Source organism: Cecembia calidifontis, assembly GCF_004216715.1.
In the GTDB taxonomy this organism is placed as follows: Bacteria; Bacteroidota; Bacteroidia; order Cytophagales; family Cyclobacteriaceae; genus Cecembia_A; species Cecembia_A calidifontis.
Genome location: NZ_SGXG01000001.1, coordinates 4,436,477 through 4,455,607, shown reverse-complemented (window position 1 = coordinate 4,455,607; position 19,131 = coordinate 4,436,477). Strand labels below are relative to the sequence as shown.

The 19,131-nt window shown below is 41.5% G+C and carries 17 protein-coding genes; 13 read left to right on the top strand and 4 right to left on the bottom strand.

From position 1 onward, the window contains the following. The first annotated feature begins 5 nt into the window (after nt 1-5). From BC751_RS19230 to BC751_RS19220, 3 genes are read left to right on the top strand one after another with little or no spacing between them, the layout of a single operon-like run. Nucleotides 6-1,049, top strand: a complete 1,044-nt coding sequence (locus BC751_RS19230) for an NAD(P)/FAD-dependent oxidoreductase (RefSeq protein ID WP_130277036.1) — start codon at nt 6-8, stop codon at nt 1,047-1,049. Nucleotides 1,050-1,096: 47 nt separating this feature from the next. Then, on the top strand, nt 1,097-4,540 hold the full coding sequence (locus tag BC751_RS19225) for a WD40 repeat domain-containing protein (protein WP_130277035.1): 3,444 nt from the start codon (nt 1,097-1,099) through the stop codon (nt 4,538-4,540). An 18-nt stretch (nt 4,541-4,558) separates the two neighbouring features. After that, nucleotides 4,559-5,437 (top strand): YicC/YloC family endoribonuclease, encoded by an 879-nt coding sequence (locus BC751_RS19220; RefSeq protein WP_130277034.1) that lies wholly within the window; start codon nt 4,559-4,561, stop codon nt 5,435-5,437. 25 nt (nt 5,438-5,462) lie between these two features. Here BC751_RS19220 and cdaA read toward each other — a convergent pair whose 3' ends face one another. Further along, the gene (cdaA, locus tag BC751_RS19215; protein WP_130277033.1) at nt 5,463-6,332 is read right to left on the bottom strand and encodes a diadenylate cyclase CdaA; all 870 of its coding nucleotides are present in this window, start codon (nt 6,330-6,332) and stop codon (nt 5,463-5,465) included. Beyond that, nucleotides 6,329-7,213 carry a dihydropteroate synthase gene (gene folP, locus BC751_RS19210; RefSeq protein ID WP_207226918.1) on the bottom strand — a complete coding sequence of 295 codons (885 nt, stop codon included), beginning with the start codon at nt 7,211-7,213 and terminating at the stop codon, nt 6,329-6,331. The genes cdaA and folP overlap by 4 nt, the downstream gene beginning before the upstream one ends. Nucleotides 7,214-7,227: 14 nt before the next feature. Here folP and BC751_RS19205 point away from each other — a divergent pair, with 14 nt between their 5' ends. From BC751_RS19205 to BC751_RS19195, 3 genes are read left to right on the top strand one after another with little or no spacing between them, the layout of a single operon-like run. Next, the gene (locus tag BC751_RS19205) at nt 7,228-7,776 is read left to right on the top strand and encodes a DUF1599 domain-containing protein (protein ID WP_130277032.1); all 549 of its coding nucleotides are present in this window, start codon (nt 7,228-7,230) and stop codon (nt 7,774-7,776) included. Next, nucleotides 7,769-8,866 carry a BT_3928 family protein gene (locus BC751_RS19200; RefSeq protein WP_130277031.1) on the top strand — a complete coding sequence of 366 codons (1,098 nt, stop codon included), beginning with the start codon at nt 7,769-7,771 and terminating at the stop codon, nt 8,864-8,866. Before BC751_RS19205 ends, BC751_RS19200 begins: the two co-directional genes overlap by 8 nt. Then, nucleotides 8,866-9,396, top strand: coding sequence for a shikimate kinase (locus BC751_RS19195; protein WP_130277030.1), 531 nt, complete (start codon nt 8,866-8,868; stop codon nt 9,394-9,396). The genes BC751_RS19200 and BC751_RS19195 overlap by 1 nt, the downstream gene beginning before the upstream one ends. Here BC751_RS19195 and BC751_RS19190 read toward each other — a convergent pair. Both BC751_RS19190 and BC751_RS19185 read right to left on the bottom strand, forming a co-directional pair. After that, nucleotides 9,386-10,906: an OmpP1/FadL family transporter gene (locus BC751_RS19190; protein WP_130277029.1), complete on the bottom strand. Its 1,521-nt coding sequence runs from the start codon at nt 10,904-10,906 to the stop codon at nt 9,386-9,388. The genes BC751_RS19195 and BC751_RS19190 overlap by 11 nt on opposite strands. An 82-nt stretch (nt 10,907-10,988) precedes the next feature. After that, nucleotides 10,989-12,404, bottom strand: coding sequence for a hypothetical protein (locus BC751_RS19185; protein WP_242617544.1), 1,416 nt, complete (start codon nt 12,402-12,404; stop codon nt 10,989-10,991). Nucleotides 12,405-12,531: 127 nt separating this feature from the next. On the opposite strand from BC751_RS19185, the gene proS reads away from it, so the two are divergent. From proS to BC751_RS19150, 7 genes are all read left to right on the top strand, one after another. Beyond that, the gene (gene proS, locus BC751_RS19180; protein ID WP_130277028.1) at nt 12,532-14,013 is read left to right on the top strand and encodes a proline--tRNA ligase; all 1,482 of its coding nucleotides are present in this window, start codon (nt 12,532-12,534) and stop codon (nt 14,011-14,013) included. A 277-nt stretch (nt 14,014-14,290) separates the two neighbouring features. Further along, nucleotides 14,291-14,752 (top strand): NfeD family protein, encoded by a 462-nt coding sequence (locus BC751_RS19175; RefSeq protein ID WP_130277027.1) that lies wholly within the window; start codon nt 14,291-14,293, stop codon nt 14,750-14,752. A 3-nt stretch (nt 14,753-14,755) separates the two neighbouring features. After that, on the top strand, nt 14,756-15,772 hold the full coding sequence (gene floA / locus BC751_RS19170; RefSeq protein WP_130277026.1) for a flotillin-like protein FloA: 1,017 nt from the start codon (nt 14,756-14,758) through the stop codon (nt 15,770-15,772). A gap of 389 nt (nt 15,773-16,161) precedes the next feature. After that, nucleotides 16,162-16,527 carry a response regulator gene (locus tag BC751_RS19165; protein WP_242617543.1) on the top strand — a complete coding sequence of 122 codons (366 nt, stop codon included), beginning with the start codon at nt 16,162-16,164 and terminating at the stop codon, nt 16,525-16,527. A gap of 52 nt (nt 16,528-16,579) precedes the next feature. Beyond that, a complete protein-coding gene (locus BC751_RS19160) occupies nt 16,580-17,365 on the top strand; it encodes an MlaE family ABC transporter permease (protein WP_130277024.1) in 786 nt (261 codons plus the stop codon). 2 nt (nt 17,366-17,367) lie between these two features. After that, nucleotides 17,368-18,117, top strand: coding sequence for an ABC transporter ATP-binding protein (locus BC751_RS19155; RefSeq protein ID WP_130277023.1), 750 nt, complete (start codon nt 17,368-17,370; stop codon nt 18,115-18,117). Then, a complete protein-coding gene (locus tag BC751_RS19150; protein ID WP_130277022.1) occupies nt 18,117-19,088 on the top strand; it encodes an MlaD family protein in 972 nt (323 codons plus the stop codon). Before BC751_RS19155 ends, BC751_RS19150 begins: the two co-directional genes overlap by 1 nt. Nucleotides 19,089-19,131 lie beyond the last annotated feature (43 nt).

Genomic DNA, 19,131 nt, shown 5'->3' with positions numbered 1-19,131 from the left:
TGGGCATGGAAGTAGATTTTTTACTCATTGGGCAGGGGCTTGCCGGTACTGCACTTTCCTTTAGGATGGTGGAAAAAAAGCTCCGTTTCATAATTTACGATACCCCTTCAGGCAATTTGAGCAGTCGGGTTGCCGCAGGTTTGTACAATCCGGTAACCGGCAAGAAAATGGTCAGAACCTGGTTGGCAGATCAACTTTTTCCTGAGATAGAGCCATTTTATCAATCAATAGAGGATTTTTTAGGGGAAAAATTCTTGATCCGTAAATCCATTTACAGGCCGTTCTTAAGTATTGAAGAGCAAAATGAATGGATGGGGCACAGTGGTGACCCTTTGCTGCAGCCGTATTTTCAAAAAATTTATACCGAAGAGCGTTACACCGAAGTAGTCAATCCTTTTGGAGGGATTATGCTTAAGAATTCAGGATATCTGGATATTCCCAAACTTTTGGATGCCTATGCTCAAAAAATGATTCATGGTGGAATGTTGAGGCAGGAACATTTTGAGGAAGATGCATTGCAAGTGGATGAAGGTGGTATCATCTATAAAGACATCATGGCCAAAGGAATCATTTATTGCAATGGGCTAGGGGCCCTTCAAAGTAAATATTTTGGCAATTTGCCATTTGCTCCCGTCAAGGGTGAGATTATGGATATTGAACAAGAATTTCATCCGGAAGAAATTATCAACAGGGGGGTATTTAGGATATCGCTGCCCGATGGCAGGCATAGGGTAGGTTCCACTTACAGTTGGCATGATCTGGATTCAGGGCCCACGGAAAGGGGGAAAAATGAAATTCTTGAGAAGCTGGATAAGCTTCTGAAAATAAAAGAAAAAAAAATTATTAGACATGTCCATGGGATACGTCCAGCCACAAAAGACAGAAGGCCCTTTTTGGGAAAACATCCAGGCTTTAAAAACGTTTACATTTTCAATGGTTTTGGGGCTAAAGGAGTATCCCTTGTTCCTTATTTCAGTAAGGTTTTCATAGAATTGTTGCTTGAAGGAAAAGAACCGGAAATTGAAGCAAACATCATACGTTGTAAATGAACATAATGTATTTTTAAGTATATTTAAGTCGAAGTGTTAATAACCGCATGAAAGAAAAGTTGACGCGTATTTTATTTTCGATTTTAATTCTGCTGGCAGTCCATCCTGCTTTCTCACAGTTTGACAAGGAGAGATTCGGTAAAAGTAGGGTCCAGCATCAAAATATAGAATGGTATCAGTATACCTCCAATAATTTCGAAGTTTTTTATTATGATGGCGGCATGAACAATGCCCGAATGGCCATAGATTACTTGGAGAAAGAATTTGACAGATTGACCCAACAGATTGGTTATGTGGCCTATACCAAGCCTAAAATTTTCATTTATAATTCAGCAGAAGAACGGCTGCAAAGTAATGTCAACCTGAATAAGGATCAATTTACCATAGATGGTCAGAAATTTTTCAGCCGCTTGATAGGTGAGGTCGCTTTTACCGGAACATGGGAACAGTTCAAAAAAGACCTCATTTATACTACCTCAAAGGTCATCATAGAAGAGATGCTATATGGTTCTACCATTGCAGATGCCTTTCAATCTACTTTGATCAACAGTTTCCCTGATTGGTATATTGAAGGTGCAGCCATGTATTTGGCATATGGCTGGAGCAGGGAGATGGATGATTTTGTGAGGCATTATCTAAGGGATACTAAGACTGTTAAATTACACCGCTATAAGGAAAAAGAAGCAGCGCTTTTGGGCCAATCTGTTTGGAATTTTATCGTGGAAAGGTATGGCAGAAGGTATGTCTCCAGTATCCTTAACCTAAGCAGGATCAATAGAAACGAAGAAAACAGCATTGCCAACACCATTGGGGTTAATTTCAATGTTTTCTTAGAGCAATGGAGGCAGTACTATGAAAGTTCCAACCAACAGGTTTTCAATGCTTTCAAAGATATTAAAAAGGATAATGTCATCAGAAGCACCGGTCCTAACCATGAAGGGATCATCAATGACATCAAATTCAGCCCGGATGCAAAGCACCTTGCCTATGTAATCAACAATGGAGGAAGATATAGGGTACAGGTCAGGGAAATGAGTTCCGGAAGAGAAAGGACAATTTATTCCGGGGGCTCTGTGTCCAATGATTTGCCCGTCAATAAAACTTCTCCGATTATTGCCTGGAAGGATACCTTAAATCTGGCTATTGCCACTTTCAGAAGAGGAACCACTACCTTGAGGATGAGGGCTATTGATGGTTCGGCTCAGGATAAGATTTTCCTGCGTAATATCACCCAGATTCTGAGTCTTGATTTTAATTCTACGGGCAGAAATATGGTGCTTTCAGCCATCGCAAATGGGAGGACAGACATCTACAGTCTAAATGCAAGAGGGGTGGGCAGGCGCTTGACCAATGATGTGTTTGATAATATTACGCCTGTATTTTTAAATGACAGTACAGTAATCTATGCCTCCAACTTTACTGAAATTCCTGATTCCCTATTGACCAGGACTCCGGATTTGAAGTTGCTGCCTGATTATTTTAACCTCTTCAAATATGATTTAAGGGACTCCTTGCCTGTTGAAAAATTGACCAATTTAAATCACAAAAGTTATCAGCCCAGGGTATTGAATTCCAACAATATCTTGACGATCAGTGACCAAAGTGGTATCAATAACCTTATGCGGTTGACTATTTCCAATGGGATAGTCAGCCAGGTATCAGCATTTAATAGAAGCATTGAGGCTTTTGATTATTCTTCCAAGACCAACAGAATAGCCTATTCCTACAGAGATGGCAACCAGAGCCGATTGGTTGTGGAGAGCTTTTCCAATATCGACCAATTTACACCCAGCACTCCAAGGATTCAATTGATGCAGGCCAAGGTTTTGTCTGAAAGGTTGGCCACCAGAAGAGCTGAGGATCAGTCGGCTGAAGTGACTTCCCCTGTTCAGGAAGTGACGAGGGAAAGAAGGGCAATGCAGCGGGCTGTTGATCCGCTTGTCACTGATCCGGCCCAGGTTAGACCCGATACACTAAGAAATATCCGATTGGAAGACCTCATGATGGGCATTCCTGTGAGCCCAGCCCCAAGAGTTGAAAGGGGAGATACCTTACGGACAACTGAAGCCGCCGCCCTGGACACCATACCCAAACCCAAGAGTCTTACAGGATCCATAAGTTTGGATAGGTTGAGGTTTGAAAGAAGGGCCGGTATTGATACAGACAACTACGTATTTGACACCATTCCACAACAGCAGCCCCAGGTGACCGAGCGTGCACAGGCAGCAGCAGGTCAAAGAAGCAATCTTTTGGAGAATTTCAGAAGGCAGACTGCCCAGCGAAGGGTTACAGGCCCAAGCAGAATGAAACCTCAGTTTCTTACCAATAATTTAGGGACAGACTGGGTGGTGGATCCATTGAGGGGATTTGGGATAGCACTTTCCGGGAAGATGACGGACATATTAGATGATCATGTATTCCAGGGAGGGATTATGTTTCCCTTGGATTTCAGATCAGGTAGTGATGTATTCTTTGAGTATGAATACCTCAAGCAAAGAATTGATGCCAGGCTAAGGTTTGATAGAAGGGCCCTTCAGATTGCGGAAGGTGAAACCTTCCAAAAATATGTGATCAATAAGGTTGAAATGGGCTTTGCCTATCCTTTCAATACACACAGTAGGTTCAGTTTGGCTCCTTTTGTAGCCAGGACCCAATATTTCAATCTCAACTCAGACTCCATATTGTTTGGACGGATACCTGAACAGAACAGATTTGATGTGCAATATGCAGGTGGAAGGGCTGAATTTGTTTTTGACAAGACAGAGACTCTGGGCTTATTTATGCAGCAGGGGATGAAAGGCAAAGTAGGTTTTGTCCACTACCAAGGGCTCAACCATAGTTCAAGGTCTTTCTCAAATTTTTACCTGGATTTCAGAAATTACCAAAAAATCCATAAAAACATCACTTTTGCATCAAGATTATACGCTGGTTCGTTCTTCGGTCAAAACCCGCAGAATTATTTGGTAGGGGGAATGAATAACTGGTTGTTCAATCAGTTTTATAACCCACCGGCCAACAGACCTGAACAATCTCCTGTCCGGAATCCCTCAGGAGTTGAAAATTCCAATATCCTGTTTGCGGAGTTTGTGGATTTGAGGGGGTATTTATTTGATGAAATAAGGGGTAGAAATGTGATTACCTTCACCAATGAACTCAGAATCCCATTATTTGCCTACCTTTCCAGAGGCAATATCACCTCAAACTTCGTCAGGAATTTCCAGATGGTGGCTTTCTATGATATAGGTTCAGCTTGGAATGATGCTGCTCCTTGGGAGAGGGTAAATGATCAAAACACCGAAGTGATAACCTCTCCAGGTTCTCCGTTTAAAATCACCATCAATAATTTCAACAATCCATGGCTTCAAAGTTATGGTGCCGGTGTAAGGACTGTCCTGCTTAACTATTATTTTAAATTTGATTTGGCAAGGCCTGTACGAAATTATCAACGTGATGATTTGAGATTTTATGTTACCTTCGGGTATAATTTCTAATCCCTATCATTATTATTTATGATCAAATCAATGACCGGTTATGGCCTGGCCGGAATAGAAAATGATAAATTCATTATAAGTGTTGAAGTAAAAACCCTCAATTCAAAATTTTTGGATTTATCCATACGGAGTCCTAAGCAGTTTTCTGAAAAAGAGTTTGAAATCAGGAATTTAGTGACCAAAATTTTGGACAGAGGAAAAGTTAACCTGGTGATAGAGTTTACCAATAAAGAAGGGGCTGAACTACCTGTTGCTATCAATGAGGAATTGTTTCGTTCCTATTATGCCACATACAGTAGATTGGCAGATGCTTCAGGAGCCAAAACAGAGGATTTGTTCAAATTGGCCTTGCAATCTCCCAGTGTCATCACCCATGTTGTAGAAAAAACTTCGGTTTCTGAAGAATGGGAAGCAGTGAAGGTAATTTTAGAAGAGGCCCTCAATAAATGCGATTCCTTTAGGAAAGACGAAGGGGCGGTTTTAGAGAGTAAATTTTTGGAAAACCTCACGGTAATCAGAAATTGCCTTGAAAAAATCAAAACAGCCGATCCGATAAGGAAAGAAAGAATCAGGACCAGAATACGTGCCAATTTCAAAGATTGGTTGGAGGAAAATGATTTTGACAAAAACCGTTTTGAACAGGAGCTCATTTATTATTTTGAAAAAATAGATATCACCGAAGAAATCGTAAGGCTTGAAACACACCTGGATTATTTTGAAAAAAACCTTTTGGAAGAAAGTAATCAGGGGAAAAAACTGGGATTCATTTCCCAGGAAATAGGTAGGGAAATCAATACCATCGGTTCCAAGGCCAATGATGCAGATATGCAGCGTTTTGTGGTGCTGATGAAAGATGAACTGGAAAAAATCAAAGAACAATCTTTGAATATTCTATAAAAAAAAGCGCCTGAGGCGCCTTTTTTTATGCATTGCTTGGACTTGTCCTCTTCAAGTTCTGCCTTTCGTAAGCTGAAATAGGCTCAAATTTTTCATCAATATCTACACCGGAAAGGTATTCATTAATAAATTCCCTTACTTCCTGGAAGGAAAGGTTATGCAGTATCTTTCCATTCTTTGCCAGGGAAACCTGTCCTGTTTCTTCCGAAATCACCAAAACCAAGGTGTCTGTAGCTTCTGACATGCCTATAGCCGCCCGGTGTCTTAAGCCAAATTGGGCCGGTACATCTCTTTCTGTTACGGGTAAGATACATCTTGCTGCTTTTACTTTCCCATTATAGATGATTACTGCCCCATCGTGGAGTGGGCTGTACTTGTTGAAAATGGAGACCAATAACCTTTTGGAAACTACAGCATCCAAAATATCCCCGCTTTCTGCATAAAATTTCAGTTCAGAATTACTGGAAATGACCATCAGAGCACCGGTATTGGTGCCAGAGAGGCTTTTGGATGCCTCAATGATGGGGTTGATGTTAAAAGCCTGTGACTCTCTCTTTTTCCAAAACAGCAGTTCCTGAAGGAAATTCTCATTGGACAATAGAGAAGACCTTCCGATAATCAAAAGGAATTTTCTTATCTCAGGAGCAAAGATGATAATGGCCGCTATCACACCTACCCCCATAAATTGTCCCAAAATGATGGAAAGCAATTCCATTTTGAGGGCACTAACCAAAAGGTATATGAGGTAAATGGAAAGGAATCCCAGAAAAATTTTGATGGCAACGCTGCCACGGAGCAATTTATAAACCTGATAAATAAGCATACTCACCAAGGTGATATCGATGATATTCACAATGGAGATGTCCAAAAATCCTATTTTAAATAAAAGGTTCAAGCCTGTAGTTTGTTAAATAATGATACGGTTTGTTTTGCTTCTTTCACATCATGTACCCTCAAAATATTTGCCCCATTCAAGAGAGCGACCATATTCAGGGCTGTTGTTCCATTTAAAGCCTCCTCAGCCGGGATTTCTAAAGTTTTATAAATCATAGACTTTCTTGAAACCCCTACCAAAATAGGTGACTGAATTGTTTTAAAATAAGATAAATTTTTGAGAATCCAATAGTTTTGCTCCAAAGTTTTGGCAAAACCAAACCCTGGATCAAATATCACATCTTTTATGCCAGCTTTTCTACATTCCTCCTTTTTTTTGGCAAAAAAATACATGATTTCAGAAAGTATATCCCGATAGTCTGTTAAGCTTTGCATGTCCCGGGGAGTCCCTCTCATGTGCATGGAAATGTAGGGTACTTCCAGCTTGCCTACAGTTGCCAACATGTCAGGATCCAGTTCCCCGGATGAGATGTCATTCACAATATCTGCTCCGGTATTAATGGATTCCTCTGCCACTTTTGCTCTGAAAGTGTCCACAGAGACCAATGTTTCCGGGAAATGTTCTTTGATCCTACTGATGGCAGGCAGTACACGGTCAAGTTCTTCCTCAATGCTTACCTCATCTGCACCCGGCCTTGAACTGTATCCTCCGATATCCAGGATGTCAGCACCTTCTTGGATCATCTGTTCCGCTTTTTTTAAGATAACATCTAAATTTTTAAACACCCTGCTGCCTGGATAAAATGAGTCTGGAGTGATATTCAAAATCCCCATAACCCATGGCCGATCCAGTAACAAAAGCTTTCCTTTAATGCGAAGTGTTATTTTTGATGGAAATAATATATCTTCGGAATCCAAAGTTTTAGGGAATAATTCAGTCATTAAAGTTAAAGAATTTGAAAACAGAAACAATCAGCGAATATAATCAAGTAATCAGGCATTGTAAAGAACTTTTCAAGAAGAAAACAATAGATTATGGTACAGCTTGGAGAATTCTGAGATTGCCTTCCATTACAGATCAGATTTTTATCAAAGCGCAACGTATCCGCTCTATTCAGGAAAAGGGTAGTCAGAAAGTAAATGACCCCATTGTGGATGAATTTGTCGGTATCATCAATTATTGCCTTATCGCTTTGATGCAGATTTCCCTCGCTAAAGATGAAAGGTTAGAGCTCAGTTTTGAAGAATTGGAGCCCCTTTACGATCATTGGGTAGAAGCTACCCGCGGTCTTTTGGAGAATAAAAACCATGACTATGGAGAAGCATGGAGGGACATGCGGGTATCTTCCATGACAGATATCATCCTGATGAAATTGTACCGTGTCAAACAGATTGAAGACAATAAAGGTGTAACCCTTGTTTCTGAGGGCATTGAAGCCAATTATCAGGATATGATCAATTATGCAGTATTTTGTTTAATTAAATTAGGTTATCACCATGCTTAAAAATACCCTGTTATTTATCATCCGCTTGCTTGTTGGAGGCTTGTTTATTTTTTCAGGCCTGATTAAAGTGAATGATCCCGTAGGCACAGCCATCAAATTGGAGGAGTATTTTGATGTGTTTTCAAATGACATTGCCTCCTTTTTTTACATCTTCAAGGATATAGCATTGCCTTTGGCAGTTTTTCTGGTGGTGGCAGAAGTAGTTTTGGGAATAATGCTCATTTTAGGAGTAAGGCTTAGGTTTACCGTATGGGCACTTTCCCTGATGATCCTTTTCTTCACCTTCCTGACTTTCTATTCCGCTTATTTCAACAAGGTAACAGATTGTGGCTGTTTTGGGGATGCCATCAAACTGACGCCTTGGGAGTCATTTACCAAAGATGTGATCCTATTGGTTTTAATAGGGGTATTGTTTGTTTTTAGAAAAGACTTTAGCAATGAAGGGCCTTCCTGGGCCAAATGGACTACCCGTATAAGTTTAGTGCTTTCCGTATATTTGGCTATCACTGCCATAAGAAATTTGCCATTTATAGATTTTCGGGCATATAAGGAGGGGGTAAATATTCCAGAAGCCATGCTGCCTTCAGCACCGCTACAGTATAGTTATGTGATGAAAAAAGGGGATGAATTATTTGTTTTTGACCAATATCCAAGTGAAGAGGGCTATGAATTTGTGGAAATGAAATTGGTAAATGAAGAAGCATTGCCAAAGATTTCTGACTTTGCGGTATGGAATGCAGATGGCGATTATACGGATGAGATTCTTTCCGGTAAGAAAGCTGTGGTTTTGATAACCAATATTTCCAAGATGGACAAGTCTCATTTGGATAAAATTGATGCCATGCTAAGTGGCATTCAATCCACCGATATTGTCCCTGTTTTGGTTGCTGCTTCCTCTGAAGAAGAAATAAAGGCACTAATTGCTGAGAGGAAATGGAAGATTGAGGGATACCAAGGTGATGCCACAGTCATTAAGACGATCATGCGTTCCAATCCGGGACTGATGCTTTTGAATGATGGAGTGGTCATTAAGAAATATCATTATAGAAATACCCCAACATCCGCAGAGGTAATAGCATTGCTGAGGTGATGAGAACCCCACTTAAAATTGTACTTGTTGGGCTTCCAGGCTCAGGTAAATCCAGTTTGGGCAAGCAGTTGGCCAAGCAGCTCAATTTTGTTTTTATAGACCTAGACCATTTAATAGAACAGGAAACAGGGAAAAAGATCAGTGAGATTTTTGCTGAACAAGGGGAGGGGAGTTTTCGGGAATTGGAGAGTTTTTACCTTAAAAAAGTCCTTGATGGGGTAGAAGGTTTTGTCCTTTCTACCGGTGGGGGAACGCCCTGTTTCAATGACAACATGGACTTAATCAACGAGAAGTCGGTCTCGGTTTATTTGGATGTGCCTTTGGAAGAGATTCTGAGGAGATTGTCAGGAGATCAGATTGGAAAACGGCCCTTATTTGCAGGTCTTGGTCAGGGGGAGGTGATCTTAAAATTAAAAAACCTCCTTGCTTCCCGAGAGATGTATTACTTACAGTCAAAAATAAAACTCCGGGGAGAGGATATCTCCCCGGAGATGTTGATATCTGAATTGATGACTTTTTTTAGAAATTGAATCCAAAAGTCAGCATACCGGTATTGATTCTGTTTTTAATAGAAATTACAGGTCCAATATTTGCACCATTTTCTATATAGGTATAAGAGCTGTACAGCTGGTCAAATGAGGAGTGGATGAATGCGAAATCCACATAAAACTTGTCCAACCGCATACCTAAGCCTCCTGTAATCTGCTGCATGCTCCTGTCAAATCCGGCCGGATTGGAAAATGGATCACCATATAATCCGTACCCACCTCTAATCCTCCATACATCAAATCGGTATTCGCCACCTACCCGATAGTTGAAAGCTTGTCCATAAAGTGCTCTGATTTCTTGGTTATCTGGTGCTGGATTAAAATCCCTCGACCTGATTGAATTGTTGCTGTAGTCAAGGAAATCAATATCAGCTGTGATAAAACCGTTTTTTCCAAAAAAGTATGTCGCACCGCCACTGAAGCGCATAGGAGTAGTCAGGTTCCATCTTCCTAAAATGATATCAGTGGCAGCCTCTTCTCTTCTAAGGATGATGTTTTCAGGTTCAAAGAAGAAATTGTCAAAATTATTGGTCATCCTGGCTTCATACCGCTCGTCGATGGTATACCAGGTTGGAGATTGGAAATTTACACCAAGATTCAATTGCTCTACAGGCTTGAATATCAACCCGAAATTCAAACTAGCCCCAAATCCAGTCATATTCAGGTTTTCATTGATCCTTGTATCAATCAAAGGTTCGTTGAAAAACTCTTCTCCGTAGGATTTAAAAGAACTATAGTTCAATGAAATCAAACCAAGTCCAGCCCCTACAAATATTTTATTCATGAAATTGGCGCCATAGGAGATATTGGTGCTGCTTGTTCTTCCTTCTGTGATGACGGTTTCATCCTGAAAGGGAAAGCCCAAGACAAATGAATCATATTGCGTGGGATTTGTAATTGGATTACCATTGGCATCCCTTGTAATTGGGTTGATCAGGTATGTTTGGTAAGCCAGACCGGTCAGCCCCATACTTTCAATTTGGCTTTCCGGAACCCCATTTGCCTGTCTTAATAAAAAATCAATAATGGAAGTCTGTCCCTCAAAATCAGAGAAATAGCCAAATTCTGTATTGAAATGATTGTTTCTGTTAAAGCTGATGCCAAATGTACCCCCTCTAAACGCTCCGGAAGAAAGTGGTCCTTTTGGTCTACTTATGACCAAACTCAAATTGGGGACGCTGAAATTATTGGTTTTTGTCTGCTGGAACTGCCCAAGGTAGTCGGTCTCAGTAGCCCATGTTCCATAAGAAGGGGTAAAACTGAATTCAGACCTTCTGAAAAAACCCAGTCCTGCAGGGTTGGTATGGATGTTGGAAACATCTCCCCCCAAAGAAATCTGAGAGCCTCCTAATCCCATGATTCTTGCTGAACCGGTAGAACGGAATTGGCTGAATCTCAATGCATCTTCAAAATAACCAATCTGTGCTTCTGCCCATCCCAAATAGAGCAAAAAGAGGAGGGTTGTCAATAATGCTTTCTTAATTGAAATCATATAAAATAATTGCTATTTAATACAGATGAAGCAAACAAATAATATGCCTTTATTTTGATTTTGGGTAAAAAAAAGGGGGAATTTAATTCCCCCTTCCACCTCTTGAACCTCCGGAGCTGATGCTGCCTCCGCCTCGGCTACCCCCGCTCATGCCTCCAGAGCTAAAGCCTCCACCGCTGCTTCTACTTGGTGCGCCGAAAGAAGAACCTCCGCTGCTTCTGCTTGGTGTGCTCATGCTGCCACCTCTAGAAGGACTTGAGTAAGTACTTCTGCTTGGAGCGGTTCTTGTATTTTGCATGGTTCCGCCCCTATTGTAAGAAGGACTTGCACCTCTTGTACCGGTATTGCTTCTATTGATTGTTCCCGGGCTTGTTCTGTTCATGGTACCCGTATTGCTTCTGGAAGGAGTTGTTCCATAAGAAGATCTGGTATTTGGATTTGTCCTATTGTCATAGGTAGGCCTTGCATTATTTATTCCTGTTCTGGTGCTAGGTCTTGTAGCTGCAGCAGAACCTGTATTTCTTACACTAGGCGCTGCTGAAGTATTGGCAACCCTACTTCTTCCACTTAAGTATTCATTTTGGGTAGAACCAAAGTCCCTGCTTGCGGTTCTGTCTCCTGAAGAAATGGCTCTTGTGCTGGTAGCTGCATCCCTTCTTGCAGCTCTTGCAGTAGCAGGCTGATAATTACCGGCCGAACCTCTTGGACCGGCAACTGCAGTACCCGCACCTCTGCTATATCTTGAACCTCTGACAAGCTGACGACCTTGCTCTCCAGGAAGGACGATGATTGGTGCACCCCAACCCCATCCTGGGCCCCAACCCCATCCGGGTCTCATGCCCCACATTCCTCCCATCCAAGGGTTACCCCAGCCCCATCCGAAGCCTGCGTTCCATCCCCACATGGAATTCCATCCAAAGCCCCAACCTGGTCTCATGCCCCAGCCCCAAGCCGGTCCAAAGCCCATACCCGGTCCCCAGAACGGATCCCAGAATGGGTCCCACATGCCCATCATCGGCATGCCCCAGCCCATCATAGGCATTCCCCAACCCCAAGGGGATCCGAATCCGAATCCTAAACCTAGGTTGAAGTTGAACCTACTCTGGCCAAAGCCTGCGCCATTGAATCCGGAGCCATAGAAATTATTGTATACATTCACATTAGGAGCATTTTGCGCTCCCTGATTTTCATCGAAATAAACCATGCCTGAATCCTCCGTAGCAGTCTGGGACTGATACCTTGCCAGATATTCTGGATTGACATTTCTGGCAGAAAAGTTCTCCTGCTCAAATGCATCAGGAGCGGTGTTGTTCAAAGACTGAAAGTTTTGAGGATTGTTGTTGCGGACTGCAAATTCAGTGGCTACCCTTGCATCAGAGGCCATGAAATACAAATCATCAGATTCGCCGCCTTTCATTGCATTGAAGCTGCTGCTGCAGGAGGACAGCATCAAAACTGCTCCAGCTCCAAGTGTCAATATTTTGTTGAGGTTCATCATGTTGTTGGTTTTTACTAATTACTCTTATATACGTGGGCGAATCCATATGGTTTACATTTTTTGGTTTATATTTGCCACCCACAGTATTTAGCGAAGATAAATAGATTTTTCAAATCAACAAATAACTATGAGTAAAGGATTACCTAAAAGAAGTGAGGACTACTCTTTGTGGTACAATGAATTAGTGAAAAGGGCAGATCTGGCTGAAAACTCCCCTGTCAGGGGCTGTATGGTGATTAAGCCATACGGATATTCTATTTGGGAAAAAATGCAGGCCCAACTGGACAAAATGTTCAAGGAAACAGGTCACACCAATGCCTATTTCCCCTTGTTTATCCCCAAATCCTACCTTTCCAAAGAAGCAAGTCACGTAGAAGGTTTTGCCAAAGAATGTGCCGTAGTGACACATTACAGGCTGAAAAATTCAGAGGACGGAAAAGGTGTGGTTGTAGATCCTGAAGCAAAACTCGAAGAAGAACTTATCGTAAGGCCGACCTCTGAAACAGTCATTTGGAGTACGTATAAAAATTGGATACAATCCTATCGGGATTTACCCCTTCTGGTCAACCAATGGGCCAATGTGGTAAGGTGGGAAATGCGAACCCGATTGTTCCTAAGAACTGCAGAATTTCTATGGCAGGAGGGGCATACCGCACACGCCAGCAAACAGGAAGCTATTGATGAGACAGTGCAAATGATGAATGTTTATGCTGAGTTTGCCGAAAAATATATGGCAGTGCCTGTTGTCAAAGGAGTGAAGAGTGCCAACGAAAGATTTGCCGGAGCGGAAGATACCTATTGCATTGAAGCCATGATGCAGGACGGCAAAGCCCTTCAGGCTGGAACCTCCCATTTCTTGGGACAAAATTTTGCAAAAGCATTTGATGTCAAATTTGCTACCAAGGAAGGTGGACTGGATTATGTTTGGGGTACATCCTGGGGGGTAAGTACCCGATTGATGGGGGCTTTGATTATGGCGCATTCAGATGATAATGGTTTGGTTTTACCTCCAAAGTTGGCACCTATTCAGGTGGTGATTGTTCCCATTTACAAGGGATACGAGGAGCTTGACAGGATATCCGAAAAGGCCAAAGAAATTATGGCGAAATTGAGGGCTAAAGGCATCACCGTCCATTATGACCATAGAGATACCCACAAACCCGGGTGGAAATTTGCCGAATATGAACTAAAAGGAGTTCCTTTGAGGATAGCCATGGGGCCGAGGGATTTGGAAAACAACACGATCGAACTGGCAAGAAGGGATACCTTGACCAAGGAAACCGTCAATCTCAACGATGTCCAAATAGACACTTATTTAGAAGCGCTTTTGGAGAAAATCCAGGACAGCATTTATGAGAAAGCCTTGAACTTCAGAAATGAAATGACGACGGAAGTCAATTCATGGCAGGAATTTGAGGATTTGATTGAAAATAAAGGAGGTTTCCTTGCTGCACATTGGGACGGAACCACCGAAACTGAGGAGAAAATCAAAGAATTGACCAAAGCTACCATCAGGTGTATTCCTATCGATCAGAAAGCAGAAGAAGGAAAATGCATTCTTACGGGTAAGCCTTCTAAAGGAAGGGTACTTTTTGCCAGGGCATATTGATGTAGTAGTTGTAGTAAATATAAGGTGGCTGTCCAAAGGGCAGCCATTTTTTTTAAGGAAGGTCTTTGGGAGAAAAATAAAATGTGTCCAATTGAGTGAGGACCTAAGAATCAATACACTATCCGTAGGTTTTATATAATTTCAAACCTTTTTTGATTCCTGTTCCGTTAAGAGCTTCTAGATCGGGATTCTTCACCGGATCGATTTTGCGAAGCGAATAAAAAAGGTTTTGGTTTCAGGAATATTTAAAAAAGGTTAATTTCAGGAAAAAAAATTAATGACTTGGTTCATTCTTCTTTCCTTGTTGATCGTGGGGCTTCTTTTGGTCCTTACAGAAATCCTGTTCGTTCCGGGAACTACCCTTGTGGGCCTTATTGGTGTCTTTTTCACGGCTGGGGGAATATATTATGCATTCCTCAAATTTGATGCACAGACAGCATGGATCATCCTTTTGTTGGCAGTTGTGGTCAATTTTTCTGCCATCATTTATGGATTTAGATCGGGTGTTTGGAGCAAATTTGCGCTGAAGGACACCATAAACAGCCATGCATTTGATGATAGGCTTCAGGGACTGGAATTGGGCATGGAAGGGACAGCCATTTCAGATATCAAACCTATAGGCAAAGCAGAAATCGGGGACAAAATCTATGAAGTAAAATCAGATTCAGGATTGATCCGGGCAGGTACCAAGATTTACATTCATAAATTGGAAAACAATAAAATCATCATTAAAGCATAACTTATGGAAATTACAGATTCAGCGTTCATTTTATTCGCAGCCTTTGCAGGGCTGATTTTACTCTTTATCTTTCTCTATTTTGTTCCCGTTAATCTGTGGATTACGGCCATATTTGCCAATGTGAGGGTGAGTATAGGGGAGTTGATAGGGATGCGTATCCGAAAAGTACCGCCTAGTGTCATTGTCAATTCATTGATTACTGCTACCAAGGCAGGCCTTCAGTTGACAACCAACGAGTTGGAGACCCATTACCTGGCAGGGGGTAATGTACCGAATGTGATCAGGGCCCTGATTTCAGCAGATAAAGCCAATATCAACCTAAGTTTCAAACAGGCCACAGCAATAGATCTTGCAGGTAGGGATGTATTTGAGGCGGTTCAGATTTCTGTTAATCCTAAAGTGATCAATACGCCGAATGTGGCTGCAGTTGCAGCTGACGGAATCCAGCTGATTGCCAAAGCCAGGGTTACCGTACGAGCAAATATTGCACAGCTTGTAGGGGGTGCAGGTGAAGATACGATTCTGGCAAGGGTAGGGGAAGGAATTGTAACTTCCATTGGCTCGGCCCAAAACCACAAAAGTGTGCTGGAGAACCCGGATAAAATTTCCAAATTAGTTTTGGAAAGGGGATTGGATGCAGGTACTGCTTTTGAAATCCTTTCCATTGATATTGCAGATATTGATGTGGGAACCAATATCGGTGCCAAACTCCAGATTGATCAGGCCTCAGCCGATTTGAAAGTTGCAGAAGCGAAGGCTGAAGAGAGGAGAGCAATGGCAGTGGCCCTAGAGCAGGAAATGAAGGCCAAGACGGTAGAAATGCGTGCTAAAGTAATTGAAGCGGAAGCGGAAGTTCCCAAAGCGATAGCGGAAGCTTTCAGAAGCGGTAATTTGGGTGTGATGGATTATTACCGCATGGAAAATATCAAGTCTGATACAGACATGAGATCGTCCATAGCAGGTACAGATAGTTCCAGTTCTTCTGAAAGTAACAAAGGAAAAGGAGGGGAGAAGAAGTAAATGTGAAGTAGGATTTCCGATTTCGGAAAACCAGATTTTGATGCATAGGGATCCGGCTGAATGCTCAGCCGGATTTTTTATTGCCAACCATTTCTTGGATTTAAGTCAAACCTTAAGAATGTTAAATTTTCTATTGAAGTATTTTGTTTTAATTGACTGATAATTTGTAGTTTAATATCGAATTAGCCAAGACTTAATTTGTTTCGGCTAAAAAAATTAGATTTGTCTAAAAAGCCAAAATGGCTTAAAATTTGATCCCTTGTTTATGATAATGTCATTTAATTCGTACCTTTAATCACTTTTTCCTGATCGATTAGTTTACTTGTAGTAGACCAGGCAAATTGAATTAAAACATTTATCACAAGTTGTAGTTAAAGGTGATGAGCAGAATGGTTAATAGAATAATTTTTGTAGACGACGATACCATCCAACATATGATCAACCGGAAGAATCTGCAGCGGTTGAAACCGGAAATAGAGCTGTTCTTTTTTGAGAATCCCTACAAAGCTTTAGAGTGGTTGGAGGGTAATGAAGCGGATCTTTTAATCTTGGATGTCAATATGCCTGAGATGACAGGTTGGGAGTTTTTAGACTTATTGAGGCAAAAAGAAAGGACCATTGAAGTTAAAATGCTTACCTCCTCCATGGACCCCGTTGACATTGAGATGAGCCTCAATTATTCCATGGTTTCCGGTTTTTTGATCAAGCCTCTTAAGAATGAAATTATGGCTGAGATTTTGGGGATTGTTCCATAAGCTCAATTGTTTTGCCTAATTTAGCGTTTCAAAAGAATTGAATTTAGAGTTTATGGAAGACAATCGACCGGTCATAAGCAAGAAGTTGGATAATTTTTTCAGGGGTCTGGCAGATGCTTTTGCCTTTGTTAAGCGATTTTTTCAGGAGGTTTGGTTCCCTCCCTATGAGTTCAAAGAAATTCTAAGGCAGTGTTATGAAATAGGCTACCGTTCATTGCCCTTGATTTCCCTGACAGGATTTATCATAGGTATTGTATTTACCAACCAATCCAGGCCCTCTCTGGCTGAGTTTGGTGCCACTTCTTGGTTGCCGGCTTTGATATCTATTGCAGTAGTCAGGGCATTAGGCCCACTTGTGACAGCGCTTATTGCCGCGGGAAAAGTAGGTTCGAGTATAGGTGCTGAATTGGGCTCCATGAAGGTGACTGAGCAAATAGACGCGATGGAAGTATCTGCAATCAATCCATTCAAATATCTTGTGATCACCAGAACCCTGGCCACTACATTCATGATACCGGTATTGGTTATGTACACGGATTTTGTGGCTTTGATGGGTTCTTTTATCAATGTCAACCAAAACGAGCTGGTTTCTCTTTCTACCTTTTTTGTTCAGGTGTTTGAATCCATTTCATTTTTGGATATTTTCTCCTCTGTGATCAAGTCTTTGGTATTTGGGTTTACCATTGGAATTGTGGGTTGTTATAAAGGGTATAACTCTACAAAAGGCACTGAAGGGGTAGGACAAGCGGCTAACTCTTCAGTTGTAATGTCCATGTTCCTGATATTTATTGAAGAACTTTTGGCACTGCAAATAGTCAATGCCATACGATATGCTTAATTATGAGGGAGACGGTAATAGAAATCAGAAAATTATACAAATCCTTCGGTGAGAATGACGTTTTGCGGGGAGTGGATCTTGATCTTTATAAGGGAGAAAACCTTGTCGTACTTGGAAAGTCGGGCAGTGGGAAATCAGTTTTGATCAAAATCCTGGTGCAGCTTTTGAAACAGGATGAAGGATATATCAATATTCTTGGTAAGGACCTTTCAAAGTTAAGTTTGAGGGAACTGAACCAATTGAGGTTGAAAATAGGGTTTGCTTTTCAGGCCTCTGCCCTTTATGACAGTATGACCGTCAGGGAAAATCTTGAATTTCCACTGACAAGAAATATAAAAAATCTTACCAGGAAAGAAATTGATTACAAAGTAGAGCATCTCCTTGATTCAGTGGGCCTTCCCCAGACCATCAATCAGATGCCTTCAGAGCTTTCCGGTGGACAAAAAAAGCGGATTGGTGTGGCAAGGACGCTGATCCTGAATCCTGAAATCATGTTTTATGATGAGCCTACAGCGGGACTTGACCCCATCACCTGTATTGATATCAACAACCTGATCAATCAGGTAAGGGAAGAATATAAAACTTCCTCTATCGTCATTACGCATGACCTAACCTGTGCCAAAGTAACGGGAGACAGGATGGCTGTTCTGGTTGAGGGACAATTTAAAGCCGTGGGATCATTTGAGGAGGTATTTGAAAATGCCACAGATCCTAACATTAAATCATTCTATGACTATAATTTCATCAAATAATGAGAAACGATAATAAAAAATCCGTCATTGTGGGCATCTTCGTCCTGATTGGGATTATCATCTTTGTGGCAGGGGTGCTTACCTTGGGGGGGCAACAGAAAAAATTTGTAAGAAGTATTCAGCTGACTGCTGTTTTTGATGATGTAGCGGGTATGCAGACCGGCAACAATGTTTGGTTTTCCGGAGTGAAAATCGGAACGGTCAGGAGAATCAATTTTTTTGGGGATTCCCAGGTGGAAATCGTGATGAATGTGGAGGAGAAGGTGAGAGAGTACATCAGAAAGGATTCCAAAGCTACGATCAGTTCAGATGGTCTCATAGGCAATAAAATCATTGTCATCTATGGAGGGACTACCCAGGCGCCTCCTGTAGAAAATGGGGATAGGCTGATGTCCGAGATGCCTTTGGATACCGATAAGATGATGGAAACCCTTCAGGAGAATAATAAAAACCTGGTCACCATTACTGAAAACCTCAAAGTCCTGACAAGTAAAATTGCGCAAGGAGAAGGGATTGTAGGAGCTGTAATGACTGATAGTGTTCTGGCCGGAAATTTTAAAAGCATCTTGAGTAATCTGGAGAGGGCTTCAGTCAATAGCAACAGGATGTTGGTGGAGTTGAATAAATTTTCAGCCAATTTAAACAAAGAGGGTAATTTGGTTCATGACCTGATGAATGATAAGGAACTGTATAAAAACTTACAGTCATCAGCTCAAGGGCTTCAGGCCACGGTGGACAATGCCAAAATCCTAACACAGAGCTTGAATGAGGTCAGCGAAAAATTCAATGATAAAAACAATGCTCTGGGGATGGTGCTGAATGATGAAGAATTTGCGGCAAGATTGAAGCATACCTTGATTTATGCGGATAGTTCCACCATGAACCTTAACAGGGGGCTAGAAGCGTTGGAATATACCTGGCCATTTAGAAGAGGCTTCAGGAGAATGAATAAAGCCAAAGAGGGCAATTGATGTTGGATAATAAAATTGAATGGAATAGGCCAAATTTCTGAAG